The organism is Streptomyces sp. NBC_01013, from assembly GCF_045162765.1.
Taxonomy (GTDB): Bacteria; Actinomycetota; Actinomycetes; order Streptomycetales; family Streptomycetaceae; genus Streptomyces.
The window spans coordinates 4,128,498-4,142,246 of sequence record NZ_CP108687.1; the positions used below are offsets into that span (position 1 = coordinate 4,128,498).

The window sequence follows — 13,749 nt, forward strand, 5'->3', positions numbered from 1 at the left end:
CCCCGCACTCACCCCGATCAGGTCTGCGCCATGTCCACAAATCGCGAGTAGTGCCCCTGGAAGGCGACAGTGATCGTGGCCGTCGGACCGTTACGGTGCTTGGCCACGATCAGGTCGGCCTCGCCTGCCCGCGGTGACTCCTTCTCGTAAGCGTCCTCGCGGTGCAACAGGATCACCATGTCGGCGTCCTGCTCGATCGATCCGGATTCACGGAGGTCGGAGACCATCGGCTTCTTGTCCGTGCGCTGTTCCGGTCCACGGTTCAGCTGGGAGAGCGCGATGACCGGCAGCTGGAGTTCCTTGGCCAGCAGCTTGAGGTTTCGGGACATGTCCGAGACCTCCTGCTGACGGCTCTCGGCGCGCTTCGCGCCACCGGACTGCATCAGCTGCAGATAGTCGATGACCACCAGCTTGAGGTCGTTCCGCTGCTTGAGGCGACGGCACTTGGCCCGGATCTCCATCATGGAGAGGTTCGGGGAGTCGTCGATGTAGAGCGGGGCCGCGGAGACGTCAGGCATCCGCCGTGCGAGCCGCGTCCAGTCCTCGTCCGTCATGGTGCCCGACCGCATGTGATGGAGCGCCACCCGCGCCTCGGCGGACAGCAGACGCATCGCGATCTCGTTCCGCCCCATTTCGAGGGAGAAGATCACACTGGGCAGGTTGCTCTTGATCGAACAGGCCCGGGCGAAGTCCAGGGCGAGCGTGGACTTACCCATGGCGGGCCGGGCCGCGATGACGACCATCTGGCCCGGGTGGAGTCCGTTGGTCAGGGCGTCGAGGTCGGTGAACCCGGTCGGAACACCGGTCATCTCACCGCTACGTGAGCCGATCGCCTCGATCTCGTCGAGCGCGCCCTCCATGATGTCGCCGAGCGGCAGGTAGTCCTCACTGGTCCGCTGCTCGGTGACGGCGTAGATCTCGGCCTGGGCGGAGTTGACGATGTCGTCGACATCGCCATCGGCCGCGTATCCCATCTGCGTGATCTTCGTGCCGGCCTCGACGAGGCGCCGCAGGACGGCACGCTCGTGAACGATCTCCGCGTAGTACGAAGCGTTGGCCGCGGTCGGCACCGACTGGACCAGGGTGTGCAGATACGGAGCTCCGCCCACCTTGGTGATCTCGCCGCGCTTGACCAGTTCGGCCGCAACCGTGATCGGGTCGGCCGGCTCGCCCTTGGCATACAGGTCGAGGATCGCCTGATAGACGGTCTCGTGCGCGGGACGATAGAAGTCGTGGCCTTTGATGATCTCCACGACGTCGGCGATGGCGTCCTTGGACAGGAGCATGCCACCGAGGACGGACTGTTCGGCATCAAGGTCCTGGGGCGGGACCCGCTCGAACCCGGAGGAGCCGCCCTCCCAACTGCTGCTCTCCCGGCCTCGGTCGTGCTGCTCACCGCGGTCCTTGCCCTCGCCCCGTCGCTGGCGGGAAACAGGCAGACGGTCGCTGGGACCGGTGTCGGCCCAGGGGTCGTCCAAAGGCTCGGGAATGCTCATCCGGCCACCTCCTCCCGTCCGCTCCGCGGACCTAGCCGTGCCACTCTTTCTTACGGCACGGCACCGACAATCAGGACGCCCGACTCCGGTTCCGGTGTGTCGGGTTCTGTGGGTTTCCAGGGCCGAAACAAGGTGGGGGCGCCGGACCACGGTAGGCGGCTCGGAAGCGTCAGCCAATCTGGTTATCCACAGGGCATGTGGACGACGGACCAGATGCTGTGGAGAACTCCGCAGAACCTGTGCACGGACCGGGGGACAGCGCTGTGGACAAACTCATAGCGACACCACAGGTACCACCCTGACCTGCACTTTCTCCATCCACTGGCTGTGGGGGAGAAAAACTTTCCGAGTCGGCCCAAGATCGCGACAACCGGCACATGCCAGAACGTCACGCCGCTTCGGATGTAAGGATCGTTAGCCACTTGCATCTATTACCTGTGGAAGATTAGATTGGCTGCCATGATCCAGGCACCGGCGACCCCGCCGTCCCGTCGTCGGCGGCATGACCGCGAGATCATCGCGCTCGCCGTCCCCGCCTTCGGCGCGCTTGTGGCCGAGCCTCTTTTCGTGATGGTCGACAGTGCCATCGTCGGCCATCTCGGGACTCCACAGCTGGCCGGTCTCGCCGTTGCCGCAGCCTTGCTGACGACAGCCGTGAGCATCTTCGTCTTCCTCGCCTACGCCACCACCGCAGCTGTCGCCCGGCGGGTCGGCGCCGGCGATCTGGCCTCCGCGATCCGCCAGGGCATGGACGGCATCTGGCTGGCGATCCTGCTCGGCATCGCCGTCATCGCGCTGACTCTCCCCCTGGCTCCTTGGCTCGTCGAGGTGTTCGGCGCCTCCGACACGGCAGCGCCTCATGCCACCACCTATCTTCGGATCTCCAGCCTCGGAATCCCTGCGATGCTCGTGGTGCTGGCTGCGACCGGGGTGCTCCGAGGCCTGCAGAACACCCGCACCCCGCTCTACGTCGCCATCGGCGGATTCGCTGTGAACGCTGCCCTCAACGCAGGCCTCGTCTACGGCGCCGGGCTCGGCATCGCGGGATCGGCCTGGGGCACCGTGATCGCCCAGATCGGCATGGCACTCGCCTATCTCGTGGTCGTGGTCCGCGGCGCCCGGCGCCACGGCGCCTCACTGCGCCCTGACGCCGCAGGCATTAGGGCCAGCGCCCAGGCAGGCGTGCCCCTCCTGGTCCGAACGCTGTCACTCCGCGCCGTCCTGCTCATCGCCACAGCTGTCGCCGCCCGCTTGGGCGACACAGACATCGCCGCGCACCAGATCGTTCTCTCGCTGTGGAGCCTCATGGCCTTCGCGCTGGATGCCATCGCCATCGCAGGGCAGGCCATCATCGGACGCTACCTGGGCGCGGCCGACACTGCTGGCGCGCGCGAGGCATGCCGCCGCATGGTGCAGTGGGGCGTCTTCTCCGGCATGGTGTTCGGAGTCCTGATCGTCCTCGCACGCCCCTTGTTCGTCCCACTCTTCACCAGTGATCCCTCCGTGCAGGACACCCTGCTCCCGGCCCTGCTGGTGGTGGCGCTGACCCAGCCGGTCGCCGGTGTCGTCTTCGTCCTGGACGGCGTCCTGATGGGTGCTGGAGACGGGCCCTATCTGGCCTGGGCCATGCTCATCACCCTGGCTGTCTTCGCCCCGGCGGCCCTGTTGGTGCCCGTTCTGGGCGGCGGCCTGACGGCGCTGTGGTGTGCGATGGCTCTCATGATGCTTGTTCGCCTGGCAACGCTCTGGCTTCGCACCCGTTCCGGCACATGGATGGTCACTGGCGCCACCCGCTGAGCCGACTGCAACGGTCTGTTTCACGTGAAACAGGCCACCCCGGCAACGGCGAAGGGCCGCACCCAGGGGGTGCGGCCCTTCACTGTTCTGCTGAGGCGCGGCCCAGTCAGGCAGCAACGACCTCGATGCCGAGCTTCGCAGCGACCTCGGGGTGCAGACGCACGGACACCTGGTATCCGCCGAGCGTCTTGATCGGCGAGCCGAGCTCGACGCGACGCTTGTCCACATCCGGGCCACCGGCAGCCTTGATCGCCGAAGCGATGTCGGCCGGGGTGACGGAGCCGAAGAGACGGCCGGCGTCGCCGGAGCGAACGGCCAGACGGACCTTCACGGCCTCGAGCTTGGACTTGATCTCGTTGGCCTGCTCGATCGTGGCGATCTCGTGGATCTTGCGGGCGCGGCGGATCTGCGCCACGTCCTTCTCGCCACCCTTGGTCCAGCGAATGGCAAAGCCACGCGGAACCAGGTAGTTACGGGCGTACCCGTCCTTGACGTCAACGACGTCGCCCGCAGCACCGAGGCCGGAGACCTCGTGGGTGAGGATGATCTTCATGATTCGGTCACCCTTCCCTTATCGCGCGGTGGACGTGTAGGGCAGCAGCGCCATCTCACGGCTGTTCTTGACAGCCGTGGCGACGTCACGCTGGTGCTGCGTGCAGTTGCCGGTGACGCGGCGGGCACGGATCTTGCCGCGGTCGGAAATGAACTTCCGCAGCATGTTCGTGTCCTTGTAGTCCACGTACTGGGTCTTGTCCTTGCAGAACGCGCAGACCTTCTTCTTAGGCTTGCGCACAGGCGGCTTCGCCATGGTGTTTCTCCTGTGTGATCAAGAAGTGGGGGTACGAGCTGCCCTAGAAGGGCGGCTCGTCCGAGTAGCCGCCGCCAGAACCGCCGGAGCCGCCGGAGCTTCCGCCCCAACCGCCTCCGCCGCTCTGCTGGCCCCCGCCCTGCTGGCCGCCGGCCGGCGCGCTCGTGGCCCACGGGTCGTCGGCGGGAGCACCGCCACCACCCTGCTGACCGCCAGAACCGGGACCGCCGCCCCAGTTACCGCCACCCTGCTGGCCGCCGCCGTATCCACCCTGGCCGCCTTGGCCGCCCTGACCACCACGACCGGTGGTCTTGGTGACCTTGGCAGTGGCGCTCTTGAGACTGGGGCCGACTTCCTCGACGTCCAGCTCGTAGACCGTGCGCTTGACGCCCTCGCGGTCTTCGTACGACCGCTGCTTCAGCCGGCCCTGCACGACAACGCGCATGCCTCGCGTGAGCGACTCGGCGACGTTCTCCGCCGCCTGACGCCAGACCGAGCAGGTGAGGAACAGGCCTTCGCCGTCCTTCCACTCATTGGTCTGCCGGTCGAAGATGCGGGGAGTGGACGCGACGCGGAACTTCGCGACCGCCGCACCGGACGGGGTGAAGCGCAGCTCGGGGTCGTCGACGAGATTGCCGACGACCGTGATGACGGTCTCGCCTGCCATGGATGAACCTCTCGGCGGGGATTGCTTCTGGCTGCTTGCTGCTACTCGAACCCGATGACCACTGAGCTAAAAGCTCAGTGGATCTCGGGACGGAGGACCTTGGTCCGGAGGACCGACTCGTTCAGGTTCATCTGGCGGTCGAGCTCCTTGACGACCGCAGGCTCGGCCTGCAGGTCGATGACCGAGTAGATGCCCTCGGGCTTCTTCTTGATCTCGTAAGCGAGCCGACGACGGCCCCAGGTGTCGACCTTCTCAACCTTTCCTTCGCCCTCACGGACGACGGAGAGGAAGTTCTCGATCAGCGGGGAGACTGCTCGCTCCTCGAGATCGGGGTCGAGGATGACCATCACCTCGTAGTGACGCATGTGGAACCCACCTCCTTTGGACTCAGCGGCCACGGTCGTTCCGTGGCAGGAGGGTCGTGATGCGTAAGCAACAGTGTCTCCGAGTAAAACAGCCGCCACTGACAACGCCCTCCGTCGAGGAGGGGCCGACTGTGCTGGCCTGGGCAGACACCGGTGCAGACCGTACAGACTACCTGTAGACCGGCTTCCGGTTGAAATCCGGTGGTCAGGAGACGCAATCTGTACACATCGGGTGTGAGCGGCGCCACGATGCGCCGCCTTTCGGCCAGGAGGTACTCCATGGCACAAGCAATGCGATCCCGCTCCCGCTCCTCCGTCTCCCTCTTCGCGACGGACGGCAGGCCCCATCCGCTCCAGGACGTCCTGGTGGCGGTGACGGTGGTACTCGGCGCTCTCGCCTTCGTGACGGCGATGTTCCACAGCCTGCATCTGATCAGCTCGTGGGCCGGGCTCATCGGGATCCTCACGGGCGCGTACGGGCAGTACATCTCCGTGACCACCCGGGAAAGGTTCCCCCTCATCCTCGGCATGGGTGCATCCGCCATCGGATTCTTCCTGGGCATGGCCCACGGCGGACTCTTCGGCGGCGTGATCAGCTGACCGCGGCGCAGCAGCGGCCCGGAGCCTGCGGGGCGGCCCCGTCCACGGACGGGGCCGCCCCCGTTGCCGTATCGGGACCGCTCGGAACGACGGGGCCAGACAGCGGGCTTCCCGGTCACAGTAGGCTTCGGCGCGAGAGCCGGAGCCCCTGACCGATGGGGACACACCTGCCGAGGAGCGCCCCGCATGAGCCTGACCCTGAGGACCATCAGCCGAGAGCAGCATCTGGCGTACATCCAGAGTCTGCCCGCGGCCAGTCACATGCAGGTCCCGGCATGGGCGGATGTGAAGGCCGAGTGGCGCTCGGAGAGTCTGGGCTGGTTCGACAAGGGCGGCCAGCTGGTCGGCGCCGGTCTGGTGCTCTACCGACAGCTGCCCAAGATCAAGCGGTACCTCGCGTATCTGCCCGAGGGCCCGGTCATCAACTGGTACGCCCCCAACCTGAACGACTGGCTGCAGCCCATGCTGGCGCACCTGAAGCAGCAGGGCGCCTTCTCCGTGAAGATGGGCCCGCCCGTCGTCATCCGTCGCTGGGACGCCGCCGCCATCAAGGGCGGCATCCAGGACCCGGACGTGAAGCGCCTGCGCGACGTCGAGGCCACCCACATCGAGCCCCGTGCCTTCGAGGTCGCCGACCGGCTGCGGAAGATGGGCTGGCAGCAGGGCGAGGACGGCGGCGCCGGATTCGGTGACGTACAGCCCCGCTACATCTTCCAGGTCCCGCTGGCCAACCGCTCCCTCGAAGACGTCCACAAGGGCTTCAACCAGCTCTGGCGCCGCAACATCAAGAAGGCCGAGAAGGCCGGCGTCGAGGTCGTCCAGGGCAGCTACGCGGAGCTCGCCGAGTGGCAGCGGCTGTACGAGATCACGGCGGAGCGCGACCACTTCCGGCCCCGTCCGCTCGGCTACTTCCAGCGCATGTGGACGGCCCTCAACAACGAGGACCCCAACCGGATGCGGCTCTACTTCGCCCGTCACGAGGGCGAGAACGTCGCGGCCGCGACCATGCTGATCGTGGGCGGGCACGTCTGGTACTCGTACGGCGCCTCGGCCAACCACAAGCGCGAGGTGCGTCCCTCGAACGCGATGCAGTGGCGGATGCTGCGCGATGCGTACGCGATGGGCGCCACCGTCTACGACCTGCGCGGCATCTCCGACTCGCTGGACGAGACCGATCACCTCTTCGGCCTGATCCAGTTCAAGGTGGGCACCGGCGGCCAGGCAGCAGAGTACCTCGGCGAGTGGGACTTCCCGCTCAACAAGCTGCTGCACAAGGCCCTCGACCTCTACATGTCACGTCGCTGATCCGCCGCGCAAGGCTGACGAAACCGGCTTTATTCGTTTCAATGGGCTCTTCCGGAAGTTCCTGAGCAGGCGCTTCCGGAAGCACCGCACACCGACACCACCGCAGCCACCAGAAAGGTTCCGGACCGGCCATGGCGCTCTCCCTGTACGTCGACACCGCGCGCTGGCGGGCGCACCAGAAATCCGTGCTCGACCAGTTCCCCGGCCTCGTACCGGTCTGCAAGGGCAACGGGTACGGCTTCGGCCACGAGCGGCTGGCCGACGAGGCGATCCGCTTCGGCTCCGACATCCTCGCGGTCGGAACCACCTACGAAGCGGCCCGCATCAAGGACTGGTTCAGCGGTGATCTGCTGGTGCTCACGCCGTTCCGGCGCGGCGAGGAACCGGTGCCGCTCCCCGACCGGGTCATCCGCTCCGTCTCGTCCGTGGACGGCGTGCACGCTCTGGTGGGCGCCCGTGTCGTCATCGAATGCATGAGCTCGATGAAGCGCCACGGCGTCAAGGAGGAGGAGCTCGGGCATCTGCACGCCGCCATCGAGGACGTACGTCTAGAGGGTTTCGCCCTGCATCTGCCGCTGGACCGCACCGACGGCTCGGACGCGGTCGAAGAGGTCATCGCCTGGATGGACCGTCTCCGGGCGGCCCGGCTGCCGCTGCACACGATGTTCGTGAGCCATCTGCGTGCCGAGGAACTGGGACGCCTGCAGCAGCAGTTTCCGCAGACCCGGTTCCGCGCCCGCATCGGTACCCGGCTGTGGCTCGGCGACCACGAGGCCACGGAGTACCGGGGCGCGGTGCTCGACGTCACACGTGTCGTCAAGGGCGACCGGTTCGGCTACCGGCAGCAGAAGGCCGCATCCGACGGCTGGCTCGTCGTCGTCGCCGGGGGCACGTCGCACGGCGTGGGCCTGGAGGCGCCCAAGGCTCTCCACGGCGTGATGCCGCGCGCCAAGGGTGTTGCCCGGGCGGGGCTGGCCACCGTCAACCGCAATCTGTCGCCTTTCGTGTGGGCCGGCAAGCAGCGCTGGTTCGCCGAGCCGCCGCACATGCAGGTGTCGATCCTGTTCGTGCCCTCGGACGCCGAGGAGCCGCGGGTGGGCGACGAGCTGGTGGCTCATCTGCGTCACACGACCACACAGTTCGACCGGCTCGTCGACCGCTGAGACTCCGGGCCGCCGGCCGCTCAGTCGGCGGCCGGTGTGCCCGCCGTGCCCCACTCCACCCGCGGTCCCGTCTCGGCAAGTGCGACACGGCGCGGAGGATGCCCCGCCGCCCGACCCAGTACGAAGACGTCGTCGGCACCGTCGAGCACTCCGCCCGACGGATCGTCCGAGCCGTCACGCCGCACCACGTCCCGCTCAGGCATCAGGATGTCCCGTACGACCACGGCGCAGAGGTAGAGCGTGCCCAGCAGGTGCAGCACGATCGCCAGTTGGTAGCCCTCCGTCGGCAGGCCCTGGTGCTTGTCCCCACTCGTCGTGTACGCGAGGTACATCCAGATCCCCAGGAAGTACATGACCTCGCACGCCTGCCAGATCAGGAAGTCCCGCCAGCGCGGCCTGGCCAGCGCGGCAAGGGGGATCAGCCACAGCACGTACTGCGGTGAGTAGACCTTGTTGACGAGGATGAACACCGCGACGACCAGGAAGGCGAGCTGGGCGAATCGCGGCCTGCGCGGCGCGGTCAGCGTCAGCGCCCCGATCACCGCGCACAGGGCGATCGTCGCCAGCGTGGAGACGGTGTTGACCGTGGAGACGTCGATGGCTTTGCCGGTGCGCTGTGTGATGACCAGCCAGAAGGAACCGAAGTCGATCGAGCGCTCCTGACTGAAGGTGTAGAACTTCTTCCACCCCTCGGGCGCGAACACCATCACCGGCAGATTGACCACCAGCCAGGAGGCGGCGGCACCGAGCGTCGCCACCCCGAACTCCCTCCACTTCCCCGCCCGCCAGCACAGCACGAAGACCGGGCCCAACAGGAACACGGGGTAGAGCTTGGCGGCCGTGGCCAGCCCGATCAGGATGCCGAAAGCAAGGATGCGGCTCCGGGACCACATGAGCATCGCCGCGGCCGTCAGGGCGACTGCCAGCAGGTCCCAGTTGATCGTGGCCGTGAGCGCGAACGCGGGCGCCAGCGCCATCAGGAGGCCGTCCCAGGGCCGGCGACGGTTCGTGCGTGCGACACACACGGCGATGACGGCGGTGCAGATCATCAGCATGCCCGCGTTGACAAGCCAGTAGGCCTGTTCCTGCTGCTGAATGGAACCGCCCGGGGTGAGCCAGGCAGCGATCTGCATGAACACGCCTGTGAGGACCGGGTACTCCAGGAACTGCATGTCGCCGGGCAGCCTGTCGAAGTACGGCACCAGGCCCTCGGCGAAGCCCCGTCCTGCGTAGAGGTGCGGGATGTCGGAGTAGCAGGCGTGGGTGTACTGGGAGCCCGCCCCCCTGAACCACGCCCAGTTGTAGCAGGGCAGTTTCTGCACCATGCCGAGTGCGAACATCCCGATCGCCACCAGCGCGACCGCGCCCACGGGAGTGAGAGCGGTGCTGCCGAGACGCGTCCAGCGCCCCGACCTCCCGCCGATCAGCTCGCTGCCGGCCGCGGCGATCTCGTCCTGGTGCGTGGGCCGTACGACGGACCGTTCCTGGTGCACGCTCGAATCCTCTGCGCTTGGCATGCCGCACATCCTGCCGTACCGGACTGTGGAATCGAGGAGGGCCGCCGCACCCTTTGGTGCCGCGGCCCTCATCACACTGCTCGGCTCCCCCCGGCCCGCCCTGGCGGGCGCGCGGGATGAGCTGTCTGCCGGGCGCTACCCGGCCGGGCCACCGAAGACGTTGCCGTTCCCGTTCCCGTTGCCCCCTGTGGTGGGAGAGGGGCTGGTGCCCCCGGAGCTTGTACCGTCCGTGGTCCCGGTGGTGGTCCCGCCGTCCGTGCCGCCCGTGCCGCCGTCAGTCGTCCCGGTGTCGGTGCCGCCGTTGGTCCATCCGCCGGAATTTCCGCCACCGTTGTTCTGGCAGTTCACGTCCCACGTTCCGCAGCTCTCGGTCGGATCCGGGGTCGGAACCTCAGTAGCGGTCGGCGACGGCGTGATGGTCTCCGTCGGAGTCGGAGTCGGAGTCGGCGTAGGAGTGGGCGTAGGAGTGGGCTTGGGGCTGGCGCCACCGCCGTAGACCGTCTCACCGATCGACTCCGGCTTCGGGAAGGTGACCTTGGGCTGGCCCTCCATCGCATCGGCCATGTAGTCATGCCAGATCCGGGCGGGGAACGACGCGCCGTGGATCTTCGTCTCGCCGCCGGTGCCGTACATCTTCTCGAACCGACGGTTCTTGTGACTGTCGTCGTCATCCATCCGGTACATGCTGATCGCTGTCGACAACTGCGGGGTGTAGCCCACGAACCAGGCGGACAGGTTGTCGTCCGTCGTACCGGTCTTGCCGGCGACGTCCCGTCCGGGGAGCCTGGCAGGTGTGCCGGTCCCCTTCTCGACGACGTTCTTGAGCACGTCCGTCACGTTGTCGGCAATGACGTTGGAGAAGGCGCTCTTGGCAACCACCTTGTGCTGGTAGGCCACCTCGCCGCGCTTCTTCACCTCGGTCACCGAGAAGGGCTCACGCTGCTGGCCGCTGGCCGCGAACGTGGCGTATGCGCCCGCCATGCTGGTCGTGCTGGGCGAGGAGGTGCCGATGGAGAACGACGGAACGCTCGCGTTCGCCATGTACTTGTCGTCCTTCAAGCCGGCCGCGATGGCCGCGTCCTTCACCTTGTCGGTACCGACGTCCATACCCAGCTGTACGTAAGGCGAGTTGGCGGACACACGCATCGCCTCACGAAGAGTGATGTTGCCCTTCGACTCATGGCCGTCGTTGGCCTGGAGCCACTCGTTGCCCTTCTCGTCGGTCCAGATCTCGCCGTTGTACTTCCTGATCTTGAGCCTGTCGTTGCCGTTGTAAATGCTCTTCGGCGAGACCTTCGTCCGCTCCGCCTCACCCTGTTCGGAGCTGCCGGACGGATCCCGCTTGCCGTACTCCATCGCCGCAGCCAGCACGAACGGCTTGAAGGTGGAGCCGACCGCGGCACCGGTGGGATCAGCGTTGCTGGTGTAGTGCTTCGTGGCGTCCTGGCCACCGTAGATCGCCTCGATAGCACCGGTCTTCGGATCCACCGACGTGCCGCCGAACTGGACGTGGGTGTCCTTGGTCGGGCGCTTCTTGACGTCGATCTTCTCGTCGTAGACCTTCTTGACGGCCTTGTTCAGCTGCTCGACCTTCTTCTCGTCGAAGGTCGTGTGGATCTCGTAACCGCCCTGATCGAGCTGATCGCGGGTGATGTCGGTGTTGGCGGTGATGTACGACTTGGCCGTGGAGACGAGGTAGCCGATCTGGCCGCCCAGCTGGGCGTTCTTCTTCGGCTTCTGGGGCATCGGGAACTTCGTGTACTTGTCGCGTTCCGACTGCTCCATCCTGCCGTCCTTCACCTCTTCGTCGAGGATCCAGCGCCAGCGCTTCTCGGCCCGCTCTCTGTTCTTCTCCGCGGTCGCCTCCACCGAGTCGACCTCCGGGGCACCCGCAGGGTCGTAGTAGCTGGCCCCCTTGAGGAGGGTCGCCAGGAAGGCGCACTGGCTCGGGTTCAGGTCCTTGGCGTCCTTGCCGTAGTACGTACGTGCCGCCGCCTGGATTCCAGAGGCACCTCGTCCGTAGTACGAGACGTTGAGGTACCCCGCCATGATGTCCTTCTTGTCCATCTCGCTGCCGACCTTCAGCGTGATGAAGAGTTCCTGGAACTTACGGCTCAGGCTCTGCTCCTGCGACAGCTGCGAGTTCTTCACGTACTGCTGGGTGATCGTCGAGCCGCCCTGGGTCTGGCCGCCCTTGGCCATGTTGAACACGGCTCGGGCAATGCCCATCGGGTCGATGCCGTGGTCGGTGTCGAAGGTCTTGTTCTCGGCTGAGATGACGGCGTTGCGCATCGCTTCCGGAATCTGCGCGTAGTCGATGATCTGGCGGTTGACCTCACCGCCGGTGGCCACCATCTGCGTGCCGTCTTTCCAGAAGTAGACGTTGTTCTCCGCCTTCGCGGCCGCCTGGACCTTGGGCTGGGCGACCATCGCGTACGCGAGACCGGCGAGCCCCATCAGAAGGCCGAGGAAGCCGATGCAGAGGCCGGAGACCAGCTTCCACGAGGGCATCCAGCGCCGCAGGCCCTGCCTGCCGGAGCGGGGGTAGTCGATGAAGCGTTTCTTGGCCGGGCGCTGGCTGCCGCGTCCCCGGCCGCGGCCGGGGCCCTCCTGCCCACCGTCCCCGCCTCCGCGACGCCGGCCACCCCCGCCGCCGTCGGCACCACCGCGGCCACCGCCGCCACGCTGGGCAGCGCGTCTGGCAGCGGCGCGCCCGCCGTACGGAGTCTCTTCCCCGGACGAACCGGAGGGTGACTCGGAAGTTACTCCGCGTGACGGTGCGGCGCGGCGTCCGGGGGACTGCTGGGCGGCTCGTCTGGCCGCGGCACGCCCGCCACCTTGCGGTTGCGGCATCTTGCGACGGTGCTCGCTCATCGAACGACTACTCCTCGGGCAGGCGAGAGCGCCTGGAAGCGGCAGTTGAGATCCGGTGTCCCCCCGAATTACGGACCAGCCCCGCGAGGGGCTCATCCGCAGTGCATCCGGTTAGTCCGCGAAGACTGACGTACTCGGACGTCACACGGTTCCCGGTGGTCTGCATGCCGCACAGACTACGCACGGTCAAAACCCCCCCGCGGCCGAACTTCACCCCAAATTACGCAAGTCGGTTGCTACGAATTGGCGATGTGACGCCGCTCACTAAGGCCCCCCTTGTCGCAGCCCCGAGTCCGATCTATCGTGCTGATGTATCGAGTCGATACATCAGCTCGGTACATCGACTCGGTACATCGGCTCGGCACAGGGCCACGCGAGAGCATTCGGAGAAGGAGGAGGCGAGGTTGAGCAGGCGCTCAGGCATCCTCGAGTTCGCCGTCCTCGGACTGCTCCGCGAGTCCCCGATGCACGGCTACGAGCTCCGTAAGCGCCTCAACACCTCGTTGGGGATCTTCCGAGCTTTCAGCTATGGAACCCTCTACCCCTGCCTCAAGACGCTGGTCGCCACCGGCTGGTTGATCGAGGAGCCGGGAAATGCTCCGGCAGACGTCCTGCCGGGCGCCGGGCGTGCGGTCGCCCCCGCCTCTTCACTGGCAGGGCGCCGCGCGAAGATCGTCTACCGGCTGACGGCAGAAGGTAAGGAACACTTCGAGGAGCTGCTCTCGCACACCGGCCCCGACTCCTGGGAGGACGAGCACTTCGCTGCTCGTTTCGCCTTCTTCGGGCAGACGGAGCACGACGTGCGGATGCGGGTGCTGGAAGGCCGTCGCAGCCGGCTGGAGGAGCGTCTCGAGAAGATGAGCGCCTCTCTGGCCCGCACCCGCGAGCGCCTCGACGACTACACACTTGAGCTGCAGCGACACGGCATGGAGTCCGTGGAGCGCGAAGTGCGCTGGCTGAACGAGCTCATCGAGAGCGAGCGGTCGGGACGGGATCAGCGACGATCCTCGCCCGAGGGCTCAGCTCAGCAGAACACCGCAGGAGAGTCGGACGGCCTGCCCCGGCGGGGTAACAACCCGCCGGATCCGTCCGACGACACCGCCAAGTGAGTCCTCCGCAGATCCGCGGGGGCCTCATCAGGAACATCCATTACACAC

Annotated in this window: 12 protein-coding genes; 5 read left to right on the top strand and 7 right to left on the bottom strand. The window is 66.8% G+C overall.

The window, feature by feature from the left end; genetic code table 11:
- Window positions 1-17 precede the first annotated feature (17 nt).
- Window positions 18-1,496, bottom strand: coding sequence for a replicative DNA helicase (gene dnaB, locus OG538_RS17880; RefSeq protein WP_406094743.1), 1,479 nt, complete (start codon window positions 1,494-1,496; stop codon window positions 18-20).
- 459 nt (window positions 1,497-1,955) lie between these two features.
- Here dnaB and OG538_RS17885 point away from each other — a divergent pair, with 459 nt between their 5' ends.
- On the top strand, window positions 1,956-3,293 hold the full coding sequence (locus OG538_RS17885; protein WP_406094745.1) for an MATE family efflux transporter: 1,338 nt from the start codon (window positions 1,956-1,958) through the stop codon (window positions 3,291-3,293).
- Between the two features lie 106 nt (window positions 3,294-3,399).
- On the opposite strand, the gene rplI is transcribed toward OG538_RS17885, so the two are convergent.
- From rplI to rpsF, 4 genes are all read right to left on the bottom strand, one after another.
- On the bottom strand, window positions 3,400-3,846 hold the full coding sequence (rplI, locus tag OG538_RS17890; protein ID WP_406094747.1) for a 50S ribosomal protein L9: 447 nt from the start codon (window positions 3,844-3,846) through the stop codon (window positions 3,400-3,402).
- 18 nt (window positions 3,847-3,864) lie between these two features.
- The gene (rpsR, locus tag OG538_RS17895) at window positions 3,865-4,101 is read right to left on the bottom strand and encodes a 30S ribosomal protein S18 (RefSeq protein ID WP_003967857.1); all 237 of its coding nucleotides are present in this window, start codon (window positions 4,099-4,101) and stop codon (window positions 3,865-3,867) included.
- 43 nt (window positions 4,102-4,144) lie between these two features.
- Entirely contained in the window at window positions 4,145-4,768 is a 624-nt protein-coding gene (locus OG538_RS17900) for a single-stranded DNA-binding protein (RefSeq protein WP_406094749.1), read from the bottom strand.
- A 74-nt stretch (window positions 4,769-4,842) separates the two neighbouring features.
- On the bottom strand, window positions 4,843-5,133 hold the full coding sequence (gene rpsF, locus OG538_RS17905) for a 30S ribosomal protein S6 (protein ID WP_018101872.1): 291 nt from the start codon (window positions 5,131-5,133) through the stop codon (window positions 4,843-4,845).
- Between the two features lie 279 nt (window positions 5,134-5,412).
- On the opposite strand from rpsF, the gene OG538_RS17910 reads away from it, so the two are divergent.
- From OG538_RS17910 to OG538_RS17920, 3 genes are all read left to right on the top strand, one after another.
- The gene (locus tag OG538_RS17910) at window positions 5,413-5,733 is read left to right on the top strand and encodes a hypothetical protein (protein ID WP_406094751.1); all 321 of its coding nucleotides are present in this window, start codon (window positions 5,413-5,415) and stop codon (window positions 5,731-5,733) included.
- Between the two features lie 186 nt (window positions 5,734-5,919).
- The gene (locus OG538_RS17915) at window positions 5,920-7,038 is read left to right on the top strand and encodes a lipid II:glycine glycyltransferase FemX (RefSeq protein WP_406094753.1); all 1,119 of its coding nucleotides are present in this window, start codon (window positions 5,920-5,922) and stop codon (window positions 7,036-7,038) included.
- A 131-nt stretch (window positions 7,039-7,169) separates the two neighbouring features.
- Complete coding sequence (locus tag OG538_RS17920; protein WP_406094755.1) at window positions 7,170-8,201, top strand: alanine racemase; 1,032 nt, start codon at window positions 7,170-7,172, stop codon at window positions 8,199-8,201.
- 20 nt (window positions 8,202-8,221) lie between these two features.
- On the opposite strand, the gene OG538_RS17925 is transcribed toward OG538_RS17920, so the two are convergent.
- Together OG538_RS17925 and OG538_RS17930 are read right to left on the bottom strand one after the other, a co-directional pair.
- Window positions 8,222-9,718, bottom strand: coding sequence for a glycosyltransferase family 87 protein (locus OG538_RS17925; RefSeq protein ID WP_406094757.1), 1,497 nt, complete (start codon window positions 9,716-9,718; stop codon window positions 8,222-8,224).
- 135 nt (window positions 9,719-9,853) lie between these two features.
- The gene (locus tag OG538_RS17930; RefSeq protein ID WP_406094759.1) at window positions 9,854-12,592 is read right to left on the bottom strand and encodes a transglycosylase domain-containing protein; all 2,739 of its coding nucleotides are present in this window, start codon (window positions 12,590-12,592) and stop codon (window positions 9,854-9,856) included.
- Between the two features lie 404 nt (window positions 12,593-12,996).
- On the opposite strand from OG538_RS17930, the gene OG538_RS17935 reads away from it, so the two are divergent.
- Complete coding sequence (locus tag OG538_RS17935; protein WP_406094761.1) at window positions 12,997-13,701, top strand: PadR family transcriptional regulator; 705 nt, start codon at window positions 12,997-12,999, stop codon at window positions 13,699-13,701.
- The last annotated feature ends 48 nt before the right edge of the window (window positions 13,702-13,749 follow it).

What these genes read in the sequence shown, in the direction of transcription:
- dnaB (WP_406094743.1), bottom strand. Translation starts at nt 1,496, where the DNA reads ATGAGCATTCCCGAGCCTTTGGACGACCCCTGGGCCGACACCGGTCCC.
- OG538_RS17900 (WP_406094749.1), bottom strand. Translation starts at nt 4,768, where the DNA reads ATGGCAGGCGAGACCGTCATCACGGTCGTCGGCAATCTCGTCGACGAC.
- rpsF (WP_018101872.1), bottom strand. Translation starts at nt 5,133, where the DNA reads ATGCGTCACTACGAGGTGATGGTCATCCTCGACCCCGATCTCGAGGAG.
- OG538_RS17920 (WP_406094755.1), top strand. Translation starts at nt 7,170, where the DNA reads ATGGCGCTCTCCCTGTACGTCGACACCGCGCGCTGGCGGGCGCACCAG.
- OG538_RS17910 (WP_406094751.1), top strand. Translation starts at nt 5,413, where the DNA reads ATGGCACAAGCAATGCGATCCCGCTCCCGCTCCTCCGTCTCCCTCTTC.
- OG538_RS17885 (WP_406094745.1), top strand. Translation starts at nt 1,956, where the DNA reads ATGATCCAGGCACCGGCGACCCCGCCGTCCCGTCGTCGGCGGCATGAC.
- OG538_RS17915 (WP_406094753.1), top strand. Translation starts at nt 5,920, where the DNA reads ATGAGCCTGACCCTGAGGACCATCAGCCGAGAGCAGCATCTGGCGTAC.
- OG538_RS17930 (WP_406094759.1), bottom strand. Translation starts at nt 12,592, where the DNA reads ATGAGCGAGCACCGTCGCAAGATGCCGCAACCGCAAGGTGGCGGGCGT.
- rplI (WP_406094747.1), bottom strand. Translation starts at nt 3,846, where the DNA reads ATGAAGATCATCCTCACCCACGAGGTCTCCGGCCTCGGTGCTGCGGGC.
- rpsR (WP_003967857.1), bottom strand. Translation starts at nt 4,101, where the DNA reads ATGGCGAAGCCGCCTGTGCGCAAGCCTAAGAAGAAGGTCTGCGCGTTC.
- OG538_RS17925 (WP_406094757.1), bottom strand. Translation starts at nt 9,718, where the DNA reads ATGCCAAGCGCAGAGGATTCGAGCGTGCACCAGGAACGGTCCGTCGTA.